General features: G+C 71.6%; 15 protein-coding genes and 1 riboswitch. Of the genes, 11 read left to right on the top strand and 4 right to left on the bottom strand.

Going from position 1 to position 17,775, the window contains the following annotated elements:
- Positions 1–48 precede the first annotated feature (48 nt).
- The 5 genes from qcrC to ACTYVM_RS01760 all read left to right on the top strand — a co-directional run bounded on the left by qcrC (position 49) and on the right by ACTYVM_RS01760 (position 6,573).
- Positions 49–858: a cytochrome bc1 complex diheme cytochrome c subunit gene (qcrC, locus tag ACTYVM_RS01780; protein WP_400025791.1), complete on the top strand. Its 810-nt coding sequence runs from the start codon at positions 49–51 to the stop codon at positions 856–858.
- Entirely contained in the window at positions 855–1,922 is a 1,068-nt protein-coding gene (gene qcrA / locus ACTYVM_RS01775; protein ID WP_445524177.1) for a cytochrome bc1 complex Rieske iron-sulfur subunit, read from the top strand. Before qcrC ends, qcrA begins: the two co-directional genes overlap by 4 nt.
- Positions 1,919–3,580 carry a cytochrome bc1 complex cytochrome b subunit gene (qcrB, locus tag ACTYVM_RS01770; protein WP_445524176.1) on the top strand — a complete coding sequence of 554 codons (1,662 nt, stop codon included), beginning with the start codon at positions 1,919–1,921 and terminating at the stop codon, positions 3,578–3,580. The genes qcrA and qcrB overlap by 4 nt, the downstream gene beginning before the upstream one ends.
- Before the next feature lie 179 nt (positions 3,581–3,759).
- Entirely contained in the window at positions 3,760–4,824 is a 1,065-nt protein-coding gene (trpD, locus tag ACTYVM_RS01765; RefSeq protein WP_400025797.1) for an anthranilate phosphoribosyltransferase, read from the top strand.
- Positions 4,825–4,909: 85 nt separating this feature from the next.
- Positions 4,910–5,026: riboswitch (SAM riboswitch) on the top strand.
- Positions 5,027–5,199: 173 nt separating this feature from the next.
- A complete protein-coding gene (locus tag ACTYVM_RS01760) occupies positions 5,200–6,573 on the top strand; it encodes an aminotransferase class V-fold PLP-dependent enzyme (RefSeq protein ID WP_445524175.1) in 1,374 nt (457 codons plus the stop codon).
- Between the two features lie 73 nt (positions 6,574–6,646).
- Here ACTYVM_RS01760 and ACTYVM_RS01755 read toward each other — a convergent pair whose 3' ends face one another.
- A complete protein-coding gene (locus ACTYVM_RS01755; RefSeq protein ID WP_100572304.1) occupies positions 6,647–6,928 on the bottom strand; it encodes an Lrp/AsnC family transcriptional regulator in 282 nt (93 codons plus the stop codon).
- Entirely contained in the window at positions 6,925–7,677 is a 753-nt protein-coding gene (locus ACTYVM_RS01750; RefSeq protein ID WP_445524174.1) for a rhomboid family intramembrane serine protease, read from the bottom strand. Before ACTYVM_RS01750 ends, ACTYVM_RS01755 begins: the two co-directional genes overlap by 4 nt.
- A gap of 178 nt (positions 7,678–7,855) precedes the next feature.
- On the opposite strand from ACTYVM_RS01750, the gene ACTYVM_RS01745 reads away from it, so the two are divergent.
- The 5 genes from ACTYVM_RS01745 to ACTYVM_RS01725 all read left to right on the top strand — a co-directional run bounded on the left by ACTYVM_RS01745 (position 7,856) and on the right by ACTYVM_RS01725 (position 13,273).
- Entirely contained in the window at positions 7,856–8,095 is a 240-nt protein-coding gene (locus ACTYVM_RS01745; RefSeq protein ID WP_358731098.1) for a hypothetical protein, read from the top strand.
- A gap of 65 nt (positions 8,096–8,160) precedes the next feature.
- Positions 8,161–9,510, top strand: coding sequence for an NYN domain-containing protein (locus ACTYVM_RS01740; RefSeq protein ID WP_445524173.1), 1,350 nt, complete (start codon positions 8,161–8,163; stop codon positions 9,508–9,510).
- A 238-nt stretch (positions 9,511–9,748) separates the two neighbouring features.
- Positions 9,749–10,783, top strand: a complete 1,035-nt coding sequence (locus ACTYVM_RS01735) for a C40 family peptidase (protein ID WP_445524172.1) — start codon at positions 9,749–9,751, stop codon at positions 10,781–10,783.
- Positions 10,784–11,027: 244 nt separating this feature from the next.
- The gene (locus ACTYVM_RS01730; protein WP_445524171.1) at positions 11,028–12,050 is read left to right on the top strand and encodes a C40 family peptidase; all 1,023 of its coding nucleotides are present in this window, start codon (positions 11,028–11,030) and stop codon (positions 12,048–12,050) included.
- 32 nt (positions 12,051–12,082) lie between these two features.
- Entirely contained in the window at positions 12,083–13,273 is a 1,191-nt protein-coding gene (locus tag ACTYVM_RS01725; RefSeq protein WP_445524170.1) for a hypothetical protein, read from the top strand.
- On the opposite strand, the gene ACTYVM_RS01720 is transcribed toward ACTYVM_RS01725, so the two are convergent.
- Positions 13,261–14,544, bottom strand: coding sequence for a glycosyltransferase 87 family protein (locus ACTYVM_RS01720; protein WP_445524169.1), 1,284 nt, complete (start codon positions 14,542–14,544; stop codon positions 13,261–13,263). The two genes, ACTYVM_RS01725 and ACTYVM_RS01720, sit on opposite strands and share 13 nt — an antisense overlap.
- A gap of 80 nt (positions 14,545–14,624) precedes the next feature.
- Here ACTYVM_RS01720 and ACTYVM_RS01715 point away from each other — a divergent pair, with 80 nt between their 5' ends.
- Positions 14,625–15,767 carry a glycosyltransferase family 4 protein gene (locus ACTYVM_RS01715; RefSeq protein WP_445524168.1) on the top strand — a complete coding sequence of 381 codons (1,143 nt, stop codon included), beginning with the start codon at positions 14,625–14,627 and terminating at the stop codon, positions 15,765–15,767.
- Between the two features lie 12 nt (positions 15,768–15,779).
- Here ACTYVM_RS01715 and ACTYVM_RS01710 read toward each other — a convergent pair whose 3' ends face one another.
- The gene (locus ACTYVM_RS01710; RefSeq protein WP_445524167.1) at positions 15,780–17,576 is read right to left on the bottom strand and encodes an AMP-dependent synthetase/ligase; all 1,797 of its coding nucleotides are present in this window, start codon (positions 17,574–17,576) and stop codon (positions 15,780–15,782) included.
- Positions 17,577–17,775 lie beyond the last annotated feature (199 nt).

Below are 17,775 nucleotides of genomic sequence, written 5' to 3'. Positions count from 1 at the left end.
CAAGTCCGCAAAGCATCGACGCAGAAGATCCTGACACCGGGGTAATCCGTGAAAAAGCTCTCCGCACGACGACGCCATCCGCTGGCGGCGGTCGTCGTCCTACTTTTCGCGCTGGCGGCCACTGGGGGGCTGTACACCGCGTTCGCGCCCGCGAGCAAGGCGAAGGCCGAGGACACCGCCCAGTCCCTCACCATCGAGGAGGGCAGGAAGCTCTACCTGGTCGGCTGCGCCAGCTGCCACGGCACCGGTGGGCAGGGCACCACTGACGGTCCCAGCCTGGTGGGCGTGGGCGCCGCGGCGGTCGACTTCCAGGTGGGCACCGGCCGGATGCCGGCCCAGCAGCCGGGCGCGCAGATTCCGCGCAAGAAGGTCATCTACAACCAGGCCGAGATCGACCAGCTCGCCGCGTACATCGCGTCCCTGGGCGCCGGCCCCACCGTGCCGACGAAGAACCAGTACAGCCCCGAGGGCGCGGACGCCGCCAAGGGCGGTGAGCTGTTCCGCACCAACTGCGCCCAGTGCCACAACTTCACCGGCAAGGGCGGTGCGCTGACGCACGGCAAGTTCGCCCCGAACCTCACGGGTGTGAGCAACAAGCACATCTACGAGGCCATGCAGACCGGCCCGCAGAACATGCCTTCCTTCCCCGACACGCTGCTGACGGAGAAGAACAAGAAGGACATCATCGCGTACCTCGACGCGGTCAACGGTGACGAGACCACGACCCCGGGCGGTATGGACCTGGGTGGCCTCGGACCGGTCACCGAGGGTCTGTTCGCCTGGATCTTCGGGCTGGGTGCCCTTGTCGCGGTCGCCGTCTGGGTCGCCGCTCGGACCGCAAAGGCCAAGAAGTCATGAGTAGCCAAGAGATTCCTGAAGAGAACCTGCCCGCAGAGCAGGCAGCCCGCGAGCACGGGCACGGAGCGGTCTCCGTGGCGGACGAGCGGGCCCCGTTCGCCGACCCCGGACTGCCGCCCCACGAGCACCGGATCCAGGACATCGACGAGCGGGCGGCCAAGCGGTCCGAGCGCACCGTCGCCCTGATGTTCACGGTGTCGATGCTGGCCACCATCGGCTTCATCGCCTCCTACGTGACGATCCCGCACGACAAGTCGATCTTCGTCTTCCCGATCGGGCACATCAACGCGCTGAACTTCGCGCTCGGCCTGACGCTGGGCGTGGCGCTGTTCGCGATCGGCGCGGGCGCGGTCCACTGGGCCCGCACCCTGATGTCCGACGTCGAGGTCGCCGACGAGCGTCACCCGATCGCGGCGTCCCCCGAGGTCCGTGCGAAGGTCCACGCGGACTTCAAGCAGGGCGCCAAGGAGTCGGCGATCGGCCGTCGCAAGCTGATCCGCAACACGATGCTCGGCGCGCTCACGCTGGTGCCGCTGTCCGGCGTCATGCTGCTGCGCGACCTGGGCCCGCTGCCCGGGACCAGCCTGCGCCACACGCTGTGGGCCAAGGGCAAGCGCCTCGTCAACATGAACACCAACCTGCCGCTGCGCCCCGAGGACGTCTCGGTCGGCTCGCTCACCTTCGCGATGCCGGACGGTCTGAAGGAGACGGACGAGGACTTCTCCAACGAGATCGCGAAGGCGGCCCTGATGATCATCCGGCTCGAGCCGGCCGACATCAAGGACAAGCGCGAACTCGACTGGGGACACGAGGGCATCGTCGCCTTCTCGAAGATCTGCACCCACGTGGGTTGCCCGATCTCCCTGTACGAGCAGCAGACGCACCACGCCCTGTGCCCGTGCCACCAGTCCACCTTCGACCTCTCCGACGGCGCCCGAGTGATCTTCGGCCCCGCCGGCCACGCTCTGCCGCAGCTGCGCATCGGCGTGGACAGCGAGGGTTACCTCCAGGCGCTCGGCGACTTCGAGGAGCCCGTCGGTCCTGCATTCTGGGAGCGCGGATGAGTACTTCAGCAGCCAACACGAATCCGTCTGCCGCCGACGGGGCGGGCCGCTCCCGCGGGCAGGCACCGGCCGGCGAGCGGATCGCCGACTGGGCCGACGGCCGGCTCGGGATCTACTCCCTGGCCAAGGCCAACATGCGCAAGATCTTCCCCGACCACTGGTCGTTCATGTTGGGTGAAGTCTGCCTGTACAGCTTCATCATCATCATCCTCACGGGTGTGTACCTGACGCTGTTCTTCCACCCCTCGATGAGCGAGGTGGTGTACAACGGCTCGTACGTCCCGCTGCAGGGTCAGCTGGTGTCCGAGGCGTTCAACTCGACCATGCACATCTCCTTCGAGGTGCGCGGTGGTCTGCTCATCCGGCAGATCCACCACTGGGCCGCGTTGATCTTCCTGGCCGGCATGTTCGTGCACATGATGCGCGTGTTCTTCACCGGCGCGTTCCGCAAGCCGCGTGAGATCAACTGGCTGTTCGGCTTCCTGCTGTTCGCCCTGGGCATGTTCACCGGCTTCACCGGTTACTCGCTCCCGGACGACCTGCTCTCCGGCACCGGTGTCCGCTTCACCGAGGGTGCGATCCTGTCCATGCCGATCGTCGGCACGTACATCTCGTACTTCCTCTTCGGCGGCGAGTTCCCCGGCCACGACTTCGTGGCGCGGTTCTACTCGATCCACATCCTGCTGCTGCCGGGCATCATGCTGGGTCTGGTGGTCGCCCACCTGATCCTGGTCTTCTACCACAAGCACACGCAGTTCGCGGGCCCCGGCAAGAGCAACAAGAACGTCGTCGGCATGCCGCTGCTGCCGGTGTACATGGCCAAGGCCGGCGGCTTCTTCTTCCTGGTCTTCGGTGTCCTCGCGATCATCGCGGCGGTCGTGGAGATCAACGCGATCTGGGTGATCGGCCCGTACCGTCCGGACCAGGTGTCCACCGGCGCCCAGCCCGACTGGTACATGGGCTTCGCCGAGGGTCTGGTCCGCTTCATGCCGGGCTGGGAGGTCGACTTCTGGGGCCACACGCTGGTCCTGGGCGTGTTCATCCCGCTGGTCCTCTTCGGCCTGGTCCTGGCGGCGCTGGCGGTCTACCCGTTCATCGAGTCCTGGATCACCGGCGACAAGCGCGAGCACCACATCCTGGACCGCCCGCGCAACGCCCCGACGCGTACGGCGTTCGGTGTCGCCTGGATCACGATGTACATGATCACGCTGGTCGGCGGCGGCAACGACCTGTGGGCCACGCACTTCCACCTGTCGATCAACGCGGTCACCTGGTTCGTCCGGATCGGCTTCTTCGTCGGACCGGTCATCGCGTTCGTCGTCACCAAGCGGATCTGCCTCGGCCTCCAGCGCCGCGACAAGGAGAAGGTGCTGCACGGTCGCGAGACCGGCATCATCAAGCGCCTGCCGCACGGTGAGTTCATCGAGGTCCACGAGCCGCTCAGCCAGGAGCAGCTCTACACGCTCACGGCGCACGACCAGTACGAGCCGGCCCAGGTCGGCCCGACGGTCGACAAGAACGGCGTCGAGCGCAAGATCAAGGGCACGCAGAAGCTGCGCGCCAAGCTCAGCAACGCGTACTACGGCGAGGACAACCAGATCCAGAAGCCGACCGTCGAGGAGTACAAGGAGATCACGAGCGGCCACGGCCACCACTGATCACTGACCGCTGAGCGTCGCCACGCCACGGTCGAAGGGCCCCGTCCTCCCCCAAGCTCTTAAGGAGCAGGGGGTACCCCCATCCGGACGGGGCCCTTCGCGCTGCCGGGGGCTGGATAGGGTGGACCTGTTCGAGACGTGCGTCCCCGCAGTACGGGACACCGACCCAGGAGCGGCAGATGAACGCTGTGACCCCCGCAGGAGGCAACACCGCGGCGGGCCGTTCCTGGCCCGCCCTGCTGAACGGCCTGCTGGACGGCCGGAACCTCACCGCCGACGAGACCGCGTGGGCGATGGACCTGATCATGCGCGGTGAGGCGACCGACGCGCAGATCGCCGGGTTCGTGGTGGCCCTGCGGGCCAAGGGCGAGACGGTCGAGGAGATCACCGGCCTGGTCCGCACCATGTACGAGCACGCCAACGTGATCGAGGTGCCCGGCGCGACCGTCGACATCGTCGGTACCGGCGGAGACGGCGCCAAGACCGTGAACATCTCCACCATGTCCTCGATCGTCGTGGCCGGTACGGGCGCCAGTGTCGTCAAGCACGGCAACCGGGCCGCGTCCTCCGCCTCCGGGGCCTCCGACGTGCTGGAGAAGCTCGGCGTCAATCTGGAGCTGACGCCGCGGCGGGTGGCCGAGGTCGCGCAGGAAGCCGGAATCACCTTCTGCTTCGCGATCAAGTTCCACCCGGCGCTGCGCCACGCGGGCGCCGCCCGCGGCCAGCTCGCCATCCGTACGGTCTTCAACGTGCTCGGCCCGCTGACCAACCCGGCCAGGGTGCGGGCCCAGGCCGTGGGGGTCGCGGACCCGCGCATGGCACCGGTCGTCGCCGGTGTCTTCGCCGAGCGCGGCCACTCCTCCCTGGTCTTCCGGGGCGACGACGGCCTCGACGAGCTCACCACGACCGCCACCTCCCAGGTCTGGATCGTCCGGGACGGCAAGGTGACCCAGGAGCGCTTCGACCCGCGGGACGTCGGCATCGCGCTGGTGCCCGTGGAGGCGCTGCGCGGCGGGGACGCCTCGTACAACGCCGAGGTGGCCCGGCGCCTGCTGGACGGCGAGCAGGGGCCCGTACGGGACGCCGTCCTGCTGAACTCCGCGGCGGCGCTGGTGGCCCTGCGGCCGGGCCCTGGCTCCCTCGCCGAGCAGATCCGGGCCGGTATGGACCGCGCGGCGGAGTCGATCGACTCCGGGTCCGCCAAGCGCACGCTGGAGCGCTGGGTGGCCGCCAGCAACGCCTGAGCCCCGAACCTCCCGCCGCAGGGCGCGGTCCACGATCCGGACCGCGCCTTGCGCGTGGAAGACCGTGTGGCAGGATGCTGAACCAGGTCATGAGTGACAGCCATGTGGCCCCGGCCGGCTGTCCGGCAACCCTCCGTCCGTGGCGGGGTGCCCCGGGTGAAGACCAGGCCGTAGGCAGCGAGGCCTACGGCAAGCGCGGACCCCTCGCGTCACCAGGGGTCCTGGTCGTACGAGGGAGCCTCCCGTGAGCAAGCGAATGCGTTAGGGCGTAGAGCCCCGCCTCCGCATCCCCCTTTCACCCTTCTTCACGGTTCTCCACGCTCGAGCCGTACCCGCTCGCGTGGCGATGCCGCCTGCTTCCACGGGAGTTCACCCATGTCCGTGTCCACCGTTGCCGCCGACCAGTCCGTTCGCCGTGACATCCCGGAGCCGCTGCCCGTGCTGGGCCGGGACGTCACCGTGCCGCTCGTCACCGGTGGGGAGGTCACCTACGCGGCACTCGACTACGCGGCCAGCGCGCCGGCCCTCCAGCGGGTCTGGGACGACGTGGCGGCGTACGCGCCGTACTACGGCAGCGTCCACCGCGGCGCCGGCTACCTCTCCCAGCTCTCCACCGACCTGTTCGAGAACGCCCGGTGGACCGTCGCGGAGTTCCTCGACTGCCGTGCGGAGGACCAGGTCGTCTTCACCCGGTCCACCACCGACTCCCTCAACCTGCTCGCCCGCGCGCTGCCCGCCCACTGCCAGGTCTTCGTCTTCGAGACCGAGCACCACGCCTCGCTGCTTCCGTGGCGGGACGCGCGGGTGACCTACCTCGACGCCCCGCGCACCCCGGAGCGGGCCGTGGCGATCCTGGAGCGGGCCCTGGCCGACCGCGACCCCCACGGTCCGGCCCTGGTGTGCGTCACCGGCGCCTCGAACGTCACCGGCGAGCTGTGGCCCGTACGCGAGCTGGCCGCCGCCGCCCACGCGCACGGCGCCCGGATCGTCCTGGACGCCGCCCAGCTCGCCCCGCACCACCCGGTGTCCGTCCGCGACCTCGACGTCGACTGGGTCGCCTTCTCCGGGCACAAGCTGTACGCCCCCTTCGGCTCCGGCGTCCTGGCCGGCCGCGCCGACTGGCTGCGCGAGGCCGAGCCGTACCTCGCGGGCGGCGGCGCGAGCCGCACGGTGGCGCGGCGCGCGGACGGGTCCGTGGACGTGCGCTGGCACGAGTCGGCCGCCCGCCACGAGGCCGGCTCCCCGAACGTCATCGGCGCCTACGCCCTCGCCTCGGCCTGCACGGCGCTGACCGAGGCCGGCTTCGACGACCTCGTCGCGCGCGAGCGGTACCTGATCCGCAGGGTGCGGGCGGGGCTCGCCGAGGTGCCCGAGGTCAGGGTGCTCTCCCTGTTCGGCGACGACGCCCCGCGGGTCGGCGTGCTCTCCTTCGTCGTGGCGGGCTGGAACAGCTCCCACTTCGCCGCCGCCCTCTCCGCCGAGTACGGCATCGGCGTCCGCGACGGCCTCTTCTGCGCCCACCCCCTGGTCCGCACCCTTCTGGGCGGCGATCCGCAGAGTCAGGGCGAGTGCGGAGCGCCCGAGGCGGCCCCGGGCGAGAAGTCCCTCAACGCCATCCGCGTGAGCTTCGGCGCGGGCACGCCCGACGAGCACGTGGACCGCTTCGTCGCGGCGGTGCGGGAACTGGTCAGGGACGGCGCGAAGTGGACGTACCGCACGGAGGACGGCCGCTGCGTCCCCGCGGTGTGATCCGCCCGCCGGGTCCTGTCGTCAGGGGAACGTGACGACAGGACCCACCAGGATCCACGGAGCCCGGGGCCGGTCAGGAGTCCAGGCCGATGGCGAACGCCGCCTCCAGGTCGTGCTGCGAGTAGGTGCGGAAGGCCACGTGCGTGTCCGTCCCCTCGACGCCCGGGATCTTGCTGATCCGCCCCGGGATGACCTCCGCCAGGTCCTCGTGCTGCCGCACCCGGACCATGGCGATCAGGTCGTACGTGCCGGTGACGGAGAAGACCTCGCTGACCGAGTCCAGTGAGGCGATCTGCTCGGCGATCTCGGGGATCCGGTCCACGCTGGTCTTGATGAGGACGATCGCGGTGATCACGGCTGGTTCTCTCCCTCGGGGGCCGGAGCAGGGGCGGCCCTCACTCTAGTCTTCCGGCCGAACCAGACCCACGCGCAGGCGAAGCCCAGGGTGAAGCCCACCACGTGGGCCAGGTAGGCGACCTGCGGTCCGTCGGCCGCGTGGTCGGCGGACAGCCACTGCAGGGCCGCCCAGAAGGGCAGCACGACCCACGCGGGAAAACGCAGGGGCAGGAAGAACAGGAACGGGAAGAGACTGGTCACCCGCGCGCTGGGGAACAGGTGGAGAAACGCGCCGAGGACCGCCGAGATCGCGCCCGAGGCCCCGACCAGGCTCTGCCCGGAATCCGCGTTGGCGACCGCGTAGCCCGCCAGGGCCAGGTAGCCGCAGCCGACGTAGAACAGCGCGAACCGGACGCGGCCCATGCGCTCCTCGGTCATCGCCCCGAAGACGTGGAGGAAGAGCATGTTGCCGAGCAGGTGCACCCAGCTGCCGTGCACGAACAGGGCCGTCGCGGGGGTGAGGGCGGCCCGCGGTGAGCCGGTGAACAGATCGGCGGGGATCACGCCCCACCGCTGGAAGTAGGCCCGCTGGGCGAGCACCAGCGAGTCCCCGGTGCCGTAGGAGGGATTGAGGCCCGACGCGGGGCCGGCCACGAAGACGAGGCAGCACAGGACGATCAGGGCGCACGTCACCGGCGCCTGCATGCCCCGTACCGCCCGGGCCGCCCTGATCGCCCGGGCAGCTACCGCGTACCTGTTGCCGATCATGTGCACAGAGCATGGCGTACCGGGACGCAACCGCACAGACCGCCTCGCCGCCGTGGACGGACCGGCGCCGAGTCACCGCCAGGCCGTAGGGTTACGTGCCACACGCCCAGGGAAGCTGGCGCTTCACGGACACCGATGCAGACAGAGACACGGACTCAGAAGGAAGCGAACAGTCACGATGACGGTTCCCCTGCCGACCGCCACGACGCGGTGGCGCTGCACCCTGTGCGGCAACCTCACCCGTTTCGACGTGACCCGCTCGTCGAAGGTCGTCGAGTACGTCCACCTCGATCTGGCCGGAGAGCCGCAGGTCGAGGAGCGCGAGGTGGTCAGTGAGACGATCGAGTCGGTGCGTTGCCGCTGGTGCAACGCGGTGGACCAGGTGGAACTCGTGGACAGGCCGGGCACCGGCTCCTGAGCGGAGCGGGCCCGCACAGGTGACCCCTGCGGGGGCCGCACGGCTTTGATGCATTGGGGTGACGGATGGTGGAGACACAAGGCGGGGAGCCGGGCGACGGCGCCGCCGAGGTGCTCGATCGTCCGCTGCCCGACGGGGTGCGCCGCCGGGTCGTCCAGATCGTCTCCGACGCCTTCGGGGCACTGACGTTCGTCGAGCTGCCCGCGCAGCTGCGGCAGTACGCCCGGTTCACGCCCAGCCGCCGGGCGAAGTTCGCGGGCAATGCGATGGCGGCCGCGCTGGAGACCGATCCGCTCTTCCGCCACCGCGTCGGCGAGAAGTTCAAGGAGGCCCACCCGGAGCTGTCGCACGCCCTCGACTCCGGCTCACCACCCGCGGCCGCGGATCCGCTCGACGTGGCGGCCGCCGCCTATGTGCTGCGCCCGCCGGGCTGGGTGAAGCTGGTCGCCGCCGCGGGCGAGGAGGCGCAGCGGGCCGACGCCGAACGCGTCGACGAGGAGAGCCGGGCCGAACTGGAACGGCTGCGCGCCGAGCTGGCGGCGGCCCGCGAGCAGACCCGGGCCGACACCGAGCGGCTGCGGGCCGAGCTGGACGCCGCCCGGAAGGAGACCGAGTCGCTGCACCGCAAGCTGCGGGCCGCGCACAGCGACGTCAGGCGCGGTGAGGCCGCGCTGCGCAAGGCGCGGGGCGAGCTCGAGGCCGTGCGGGCCGAGGGGCAGGCCCACGTGTCGGCCGCCGAGAGCGAGACCCGGCGGCTCAAGGCGCGCCTGGGGGAGGCGGAGGCCGCGCTGGAGGCCGCCCGCAGGGCGGCCCGTGAGGGACGCAGTGTGGAGGACATGCGGGTGCGGCTGCTGCTGGACACCGTTCTCGACGCGGCCCAGGGGCTGCGCCGGGAGCTGGCGCTGCCGCCGGTGTCGGTGTGGCCGGCCCAGACCGTGGACGCGGTCGAGCCGGGCCGGATGACCCCCAAGGACATCGCCGCCCGCGCGCTGTCCGAGCACGATCCGGCGATCCTCGACCAGCTGCTCGCGCTGCCGCAGGCGCACCTGGTCGTCGACGGTTACAACGTCACCAAGACCGGCTATCCCCAGATGCCGCTGGAGAAGCAGCGGCTCAGGCTGCTGGGGCAGCTCTCGCAGCTGGCCGCGCAGACCGGCGCCGAGGTCACCTGTGTCTTCGACGGGGCCGAGCTGGTCGCGCCGGTGCTTCTCGCGCCGCCGCGCGGTGTGCGGGTGCTGTTCTCCAAGCCGGGGGTCACGGCGGACGAGCTGATCCGCCAGCTGGTGCGGGCCGAGCCGCCCGGCCGGCCGGTGATCGTCGCCTCGACCGACCGCGAGGTCGCCGACGGGGTCGCGAGGGCGGGGGCGCGGCCGGTGGCCTCGGCGGTGCTGCTGAAGCGGCTCACACGCGGCTGAAACCGGACGTAGGGCGACGTAAGCCTCAAGGGCAATATACGGGCAGCATTCCCGAATTGAGTGGAAGCGTCACGCGACGCACGGTCAAGTGGTCCTCACTGCTGGTGAGTTATGGGCAAAGAATGCTGCGAGTGACGGGATTTTCCGCTCCAGGATTTGAATTCATCACGATGAGGTCACTAGGGTCGGGCCTCGAACCTCCGAGCGGGTGATCACTCAGAAGAAGGAGCTCGCTTCCGTGGCGTCCCACCGTCGACCCAAGCAACCCAGCCGTGCGCGTGTGACCGTGCTCACCACCGCGGCGGCAGCGGCTGTAGCCATCAGTGCCCAGGCCGCGAATGCCGCCCCGAGCGCGAAGCCGAGCAAGGACGAAGTCAAGTCCAAGGTCGACGAGCTCTACGGGCAGGCGGAGCAGGCCACCGAGAAGTACAACGGGGCCAAGGAGAAGCAGGAGAAGCTCCAGAAGGAGATCTCCACCATCCAGGACAACGTCGCCCGCGGCCAGCAGGAGCTGAACAAGCTCCGCGACGGCCTCGGTTCGATGGCCGCCGGCCAGTACCGCACCGGCGGGATAGACCCCTCGCTCCAGCTCTTCCTGTCCTCCGACCCGGACGACTACCTCGACAAGGCCTCCACGCTCGACCAGTTGAGCGGCCAGCAGGTCGAGGCGCTGAAGAAGATCCAGGACAAGCAGCGCGAGCTCACCCAGGATCGGTCCGAGGCCTCCGCGAAGCTCAAGGACCTCGCCGCCACCCGCACCGAGCTGGGCAAGAAGAAGAAGGAAGTCCAGGGCAAGCTCGCCGAGGCGCAGCGGCTCCTGAACAGCCTCACCGCCGCGGAGAAGGCCGCGCTCGCCGAGGAGCAGGCGAGGGCCAGCCGCGCCTCCTCCGAGCGCGTGCAGATGAGCAACTCCGCCCCCGCCTCCGGCCGGGCCGGTGCCGCGTTCACCGCCGCCCAGAGCAAGATCGGCTCGCCCTACGTCTACGGCGCCACCGGCCCGTCCTCCTACGACTGCTCGGGTCTGACCTCCTGGGCGTACGCCCAGGCCGGTGTCAGCATTCCGCGCACCTCCGAGGCGCAGGCCAACGCGGGCACCCGGATCTACTCGCAGAGCCAGCTCCAGGTCGGCGACCTGGTCATCTTCTACGGCGACCTGCACCACGTCGGCCTCTACGCGGGCAACGGCCAGGTGCTGCACGCCCCGCGCACCGGCACCGTCGTGCGCTACGAGGCGATCAGCAACATGCCCTTCCAGTTCGGCGTCCGCATCTGACGCCTCCCCGGGAGCCCCCTCGTACTCGCCCGAACGGGCGAATCCCACCATCCCACGGTGACCCCGCGCCCCGCCGATGACCTGCGTCAGAGGCGGGGCGGCCGCGTTCCGTGCCCCCTCGGCGGCTTTGGCCGCCGTGTGTCCGCGCGGCTACTGTCTCGACGCGTTTCCCGCGGACCGGGCGCCCGGCGCTCCGGACCCGGGAGGCGGTCAGTGTCCGCCAGTGGAGGGAGTACGGCTTCCCGTGGGGTCTCATCGCCGCCCGGCACCGTCCGGGTCCGACCGGGGCGCGGGCGCCGCGTTCTGCGTTCTGTCCGTCGCGGCCGCCGCCCTCGGCGCCGTACCGGCCACCTCGGCCGTCGCCGCGCCGCACGGCGACGCCCGGTCCGAGGTCGACCGCCTCTACCAGGAGGCCGAGAAGGCGACCGAGGCCTTCGACAAGGCAGGCGAGCGCGCCGACCTCCTGCGCACCCGGGTGCACGACGTCCAGGACCGCATCGCCCGACGGCAGCAGCGCGTCAACGACCTCAGGGAGACGCTGGGTTCGCTGGCCGGAGCGCAGTACCGCTCCGGATTCGACCCGTCGATCGCCCTGCTGTTCTCCCGCGACCCGGCCGACTACCTCGACAAGGCCGCCACGCTCGACCGGATCACCGACCACCAGGCCGGCGAGCTGAAGAACCTGCGGCGGGTGCTGCGCGAACTCTCCCAGGACCGCGCCGAGGCCACCCGATCCCTCGCCGAACTGGACCGGAGCCGCAAGGAGGTCGCGGCCCACAAGCGGACCGTCGAGCAGAAACTCGCCAGGGCCCGGCAGGTCTTCGGCTCCCTGTCCCCGTCGGAGCGCGCGGCCTACGACCGGGCCTCCCGCTTCGGCCGCGAGGACCTGCTGCCCGGCCTCGACGCCGGACCGGCCGCCTCCGCCCGCGCGGCCGCCGCCCTCGCCGCCGCCCGGTCCGCCCTCGGCCGCCCCTACGTCTGGGGTGCCAACGGGCCCACGCGGTTCGACTGTTCGGGCCTGATGCAGTGGTCGTACGCGCAGGCCGGAGTGCATCTGCCGCGCACCTCGCAGGAGCAGCGCAACGCGGGCCGGCGGATCCCGTTGTCGGAGGCCCGGCCCGGCGACCTGGTCGTCTACCGCTCCGACGCCGGCCATGTCGCGATGTACGCGGGCAACGGCTGGGTGATCCACGCGCCCCATCCGGGCGCGCCGGTGCGCTACGACCGGGTGGACATGATGCCGATCTCGTCGGTCACCAGGGTCTGACGGCCGTCCCGGTGCCGCCGTACGATCGGGCAATGGCTGGTCGTGGGCGGGCGTCGAACTCCTCGGTTCTGGCGGTGTGCCTGCTGCTGGCGTCCCTGACGGCATGCGGCGGGCCGTCCGCGGCCGACACCGCGAAGTCCGAGGTGCAGCGGGTGCTCGACCGGCGCGCGGCGGCGGTCCTGCACCACGATCCGGCGGCGTACGCCGCCACCGGGACCCGGGCCCCGTACGCGCGGCTGGGGGCCGTCCCGCTGACGGCCTGGTCCTACCGGCTGAAGAGCCTGCGCCGCAGCGGCGACACCGCGGTCGCGCGGGCCGAACTGAGCTACCGGGTCACCGGTTACGACCGGGCACCCGTCACCGCCGGCCGCACGCTGACCCTGTCCACCGGCGCCGACGGGAAGTGGTACGTCGACTCCGACCGTCCGGAGAAGAAGTCCGCCGAGCAACTGTGGGACCAGGGCACGGTCTCGGTGGTCCACGGGCGGAGCAGCCTCGTGCTCGGCGTCGGACACACCGACGCGGTCCTGCGCGGCTACGCCGACCTGGCCGATCGTGCGATACCCGCAGTGTCGGACGCGTGGGGCACGGACTGGAGCCGGCACGTCGTCCTGCTGGTCCCCAAGTCCCTGGAGGGCATGGCGGAACTGCTCGGCTCGCCCGTCTCCGAGTACCGCGGGATCGCCGCCGTCACCACGGGCGAGACCGGGCGCGCGGGCTCGGCGCCCGCGGACCGGATCATCGTCAACCCCGCCGCCTACGGCATGCTGGGGTCGCTCGGCAAGCAGGTCGTCCTCACGCACGAGACGACCCACGTCGCCACCCGCGCCCACACGAACGCCGCCACCCCGCTGTGGCTCTCCGAGGGTTACGCGGACTGGGTCGGCTACCGCGGCACCGGCCGCACCGCGGACGAGACCGCGCCCGAACTGCGCGGCGCCGTGGCCGACGGGAACGTCCCCGCCGCCCTGCCGGCCGACTCGGACTTCGGCTTCGCCGGCGACCCGGCCCGGCTCGCCCGGGCCTACGAGAGCGGCTGGATGGCCTGCCGCATGATCGCCGACCGGTGGGGCGAGCGGCGCCTCGACGACTTCTACCGCTCCGTCGGCGCCCACGGCGCCCGCGAGGGCGCGGTCGAGGACGCCCTGCGGAAGGTCCTCGACACCACTCTGGAGCGGTTCACCGAGCAGTGGCGCGCATACCTCGGACGTCAGCTGGGCTGATCGACGGCGCTGGCCCGGCCGGTCCGGTCCGGTCGCCGCCTCCTGGGTGCCGCGGGGACCGTCGAGCGCCACAGGATTCGGCAGGCGGTCACGCACGCGGCCACCAGCAGGCCGTTGCGCAGCAGCAGGAGGCCGACGCCGAGGCGGTCGCTCGCGACGACGTGCGCGAAGTACACCGGGAACTCCAGGGCCGTCACCGGGGCCGCCGCCAGGACGAGGCCGGCCGGCAGCCGCATGCCGTCGTCCCGGAAGCACCGGCAGACGGCGGCCAGCCCGATCAGCCACACCAGGTACTGGGGGCTGAGGACCCGGCTGGTCACCGTGAACAGCAGCACGGCCGTGAGCGCGGCCCGGGCGGCCGTGTGCGGACGGAAGCGGCGGGCCCGCAGCCGCCACAGCAGCAGCCAGCCGAAGGCCGCCGCGGTCAGGGCCAGGGAGGCGGCGCCGACCACGTCGGTGTACGGGCCGGCGAACTCCAGCGAGCCGTAGCTGAGCAGCACCTGTCCGTTCCAGCCGAAGTGCCGCGCCACGTGGAGGACGAGCGCGGCCGGCGCCTCCACCTCCAGGCCCCGGTCGCGCTGCGCGGTCACGAAGGACAGGGCACCGGGCACGGTGAGCGCGCACAGCGAGGCGAGCGCCGCCACGGTCACCGCCGCCGCCGTCCACGCACGGCGCCCGGCCGCGCCCCGCAGGCCCGGCAGCAGCAGGAGAGGCCACACCTTCAGCAGCGCCCCGAAACCGGCCAGCGCGCCCATCGCGCGCGGATGCCGGACGCCCGCGAGCAGCGCGGCCACGGCCACCGCCGTCACCATCACGTCGTAGCGGGCGTACAGGACCGGGCCGAGCAGGGGCGCGCCCGCCGTCCACACCCAGGCGCCGCGCAGCGGCCGGCCGGGCCGCCGCCCGGCGCACAGCAGCAGGCACAGCACCGCCAGGTCGGCCAGCAGGGCCAGGACCTGGAAGGCCGTGGCGTAGTCGAGGAAGGGCAGGACGGCGGGGGAGAGGATCGCGAGCGCGGCGGCGGGTGGGTACTGCCAGGTCACGTCGCCGGCCGGGAAGGCGCCCTGCCGCAGCACCTCGTACCAGCCCTGGTAGATCACCGAGAGGTCCGTCGTGACGTCGTCGGGCCCCGGGAAGCGGAAAACCCCGAACGTGAGGAGAAGCAGCGCGACCCGGCTGACGCCCCAGACCACCAGCACCCCGGCGAGCCCTCGCCGGTCTCCTGTTCCGCCCACCCGACCCCTCTCCGCGCGTCCACCCGAGGGGCACATGATCTCGCGGCCGGCCGTCGCGGGGCGTGCGGCACGGCCGTGTCCGGTGGGCTCGGCCGGGTTCGGTAGGGTCGGCGGTTGTGCGCAAGACCCTCATCGTGACCAACGACTTTCCGCCGCGGCCGGGCGGGATCCAGGCGTTTTTGCACAACATGGCGCTGCGCCTGGACCCGGAGCGGCTGGTCGTCTACGCCTCCACCTGGAAGCGGGGCCGGGAGGGCGCCGAGGCGACGGCGGCCTTCGACGCGGAGCAGCCCTTCACCGTCGTACGCGACCGCACGACGATGCTGCTGCCGACGCCGGGCGCGAGGAGGCGCGCGGTCGGGCTGCTGCGGGAACACGGGTGTACGGCGGTGTGGTTCGGCGCGGCGGCGCCGCTCGGTCTGATGGCGCCGGCCCTGAGGAGGGCGGGCGCCGAGCGGCTGGTGGCCACCACCCACGGGCACGAGGCGGGCTGGGCGCAACTGCCCGCCGCGCGTGGGCTCCTGCGCCGCGTCGGGGAGTCGACGGACACGATCACCTACCTCGGCGAGTACACCTGCTCCCGGATCGCCACCGCGCTGACTCCCGAGGCGGCCGGGCGGATGGTGCGACTGCCCCCGGGCGTCGACGAGAAGACGTTCCACCCCGGCTCGGGCGGCGACGCGGTGCGGGCCCGACTCGGGCTCACCGACCGGCCGGTGGTCGTGTGCGTCTCGCGGCTGGTGAGGCGCAAGGGGCAGGACACGCTGATCCAGGCCATGCCCCGGATCCTGGCCGCCGAGCCGGACACCGTGCTGTTGATCGTCGGCGGTGGACCGTACGAGAGGGATCTGCGCGCCCTGGCGGAGCGGACCGGGGTGGCCGGCTCCGTGCGCTTCACCGGCGCGGTGCCCTGGGCCGAACTGCCCGCGCACTACGGCGCCGGCGACGTCTTCGCCATGCCCTGCCGCACCCGGCGCGGCGGACTCGACGTCGAGGGGCTCGGGATCGTCTACCTGGAGGCGTCCGCGACCGGACTGCCCGTCGTCGCCGGCGACTCCGGCGGCGCGCCCGACGCGGTGCTCGACGGCGAGACCGGCTGGGTCGTGCGCGGCGGCTCCCCCGAGGAGGCCGCCGACCGCGTCGTCACGCTCCTGGGGGACGCGGAGCTGCGCCGCCGCATGGGGGAGCGGGGACGCACCTGGGTCGAGGAGAAGTGGCGGTGGGACCTGCTGGCCCAGCGGCTGGAGGAACTGCTGTAGCGCGGCGGCGCGCTACGTGGCGTAGAGCGCCTCGATCTCGTCCGCGTAGTGCTCCGCCACCACGTTCCGCTTGAGCTTCAGCGACGGGGTGAGGTGCCCCGACTCCTCCGTGAACTGGGAGGACAGGATGCGGAACTTCCGCACCGACTCCGCCTTCGACACCGCGGCGTTGCCGTCGTCGACCGCCGTCTGGATCGCCGCGTTCAGGTCCGGGTCCTCGCGCAGCGACTGTGCGGTGGAGTCCGCCGGCTTGCCGTGCTCGGCGCACCAGCGGTGCAGGAAGTCCTCGTCGAGGGTGATCAGCGCGCCCACGAACGGCCGCCCGTCGCCCACCACCATGCACTCCGCGACCAGCGCGTGCGCCCGGATGCGGTCCTCGATCACGGCCGGGGCGACGTTCTTGCCGCCCGCGGTGACGATGATCTCCTTCTTGCGGCCGGTGATGCTGAGGTAGCCGTCCTCGTCGAGCGTGCCGATGTCACCGGTGTGGAACCAGCCGTCGGCCAGCGCCTGACGGGTCGCACCGGGGTTGTTCCAGTACTCCTTGAACAGGTGCTCACCGTGCAACAGCACCTCCCCGTCGTCCGCGATGCGGATCACCGAGCCGGGCAGCGGCTGGCCGACCGTGCCGATCTTCTGCCGGTCCCAGGGGTTGAAGGCGGTCGCCGCGCAGGACTCGGTCAGGCCGTAGCCCTCCAGGACCGTGAAGCCGATACCGCGGTAGAAGTGGCCGAGGCGCTCGCCGAGCGGGGCGCCGCCGGAGATGGCGTACTCGCCGCGCCCGCCGAGCACCGCGCGCAGCTTGCCGTAGACCAGCTTGTCGAACACCTTGTGCTTGATCCGCAGCCCGAGCGAGGGACCCGAGGAGCTGTCCAGCGCCTTGCTGTAGGCGATCGCCGTGTCGGCCGCCCTGTCGAAGATCCGGCCCTTGCCGTCCGCCTGCGCCTTGGCGCGCGCCCCGTTGTAGACCTTCTCGAAGACCCGCGGGACACCGAGGATCAGCGTGGGGCGGAACGCGGCCAGCTCGTCGGTGAGGTTCTTGATGTCCGGGACGCAGCCCAGCCTGATCGGCGCCATCATCGGGGCGACCTGGACCAGCCGGCCGAAGACGTGCGCCAGCGGCAGGAAGAGCAGCACCGAGCACTCGCCGGTGCGGAACAGGGGGCGCAGCCGCTCCACGACGTTGCCGCACTCGGCGAAGAAGGCGCGGTGGGTGAGCACGCAGCCCTTGGGGCGGCCGGTGGTGCCACTGGTGTACACGATGGTCGCCGGGTCGTCGGCCTTCGCCAGCGAGCCGCGCTCCTCCACCGCGGCGTCGCTGATGTCCCGGCCGGCCCGGACGAGCTCCTCGACCCCGCCGGCCTCGATCTGCCAGAGGTTCTTCAGCGCGGGCAGCGTGTCGCGCACCGCCTCGACCGCGGCTGCGTGCTGGTCCAGCTCCACGACGCAGGCGGTCGCGCCGGAGTCGCCGAGGATCCACCGCACCTGCTCCGGCGAACTGGTCTCGTACACCGGCACGGTGATCGCGCCCGCGCTCCAGATCGCGAAGTCAAGGAGTGTCCACTCGTAGCGCGTACGGGACATCAGTCCGACCCGGTCGCCGGGCTGGATGCCGGAGGCGATCAGACCCTTGGCGGCGGCGTGCACCTCGGCGAGGAAGGCCCGTGCCGTGACGTCCCGCCAGACACCGTCCACCTTGCGGGCGATGACGGCGACGTCGGGATGCTGCGCGGCGTTTCTGCGGACGATGTCGGTCAGATTCCCGTCCGCAGGGACCTCGTACAGAGCCGGAAGGCTGAACTCGCGCAAGTCTGCTGCTCCTCATAGGGCGCCGGCGCCACGACGTAGTTGAAATCCAGAAACGATGGGACGGGCCGGACGTTACCCGCCGGTATGGTTCTTCGACAGGGGGACCCGGCGAGATGTTCGCTGCGTCACACGGATCGACGTTCCCCTGCGCACAGTAGTCGACCCGCTGAACCACCGGCCAGTAACGGCGTTTCCGGCC

This window comes from Streptomyces cyslabdanicus, assembly GCF_052663305.1.
This window is presented reverse-complemented; position numbering and strand designations above follow the sequence as displayed.

Excerpts from the sequence above, each read along its gene's own strand:
- qcrA (WP_445524177.1), top strand. The coding sequence starts at position 855 with ATGAGTAGCCAAGAGATTCCTGAAGAGAACCTGCCCGCAGAGCAGGCA.
- qcrB (WP_445524176.1), top strand. The coding sequence starts at position 1,919 with ATGAGTACTTCAGCAGCCAACACGAATCCGTCTGCCGCCGACGGGGCG.
- trpD (WP_400025797.1), top strand. The coding sequence starts at position 3,760 with ATGAACGCTGTGACCCCCGCAGGAGGCAACACCGCGGCGGGCCGTTCC.
- ACTYVM_RS01760 (WP_445524175.1), top strand. The coding sequence starts at position 5,200 with ATGTCCGTGTCCACCGTTGCCGCCGACCAGTCCGTTCGCCGTGACATC.
- ACTYVM_RS01750 (WP_445524174.1), bottom strand. The coding sequence starts at position 7,677 with ATGATCGGCAACAGGTACGCGGTAGCTGCCCGGGCGATCAGGGCGGCC.
- ACTYVM_RS01745 (WP_358731098.1), top strand. The coding sequence starts at position 7,856 with ATGACGGTTCCCCTGCCGACCGCCACGACGCGGTGGCGCTGCACCCTG.
- ACTYVM_RS01740 (WP_445524173.1), top strand. The coding sequence starts at position 8,161 with ATGGTGGAGACACAAGGCGGGGAGCCGGGCGACGGCGCCGCCGAGGTG.
- ACTYVM_RS01725 (WP_445524170.1), top strand. The coding sequence starts at position 12,083 with ATGGCTGGTCGTGGGCGGGCGTCGAACTCCTCGGTTCTGGCGGTGTGC.
- ACTYVM_RS01720 (WP_445524169.1), bottom strand. The coding sequence starts at position 14,544 with ATGTGCCCCTCGGGTGGACGCGCGGAGAGGGGTCGGGTGGGCGGAACA.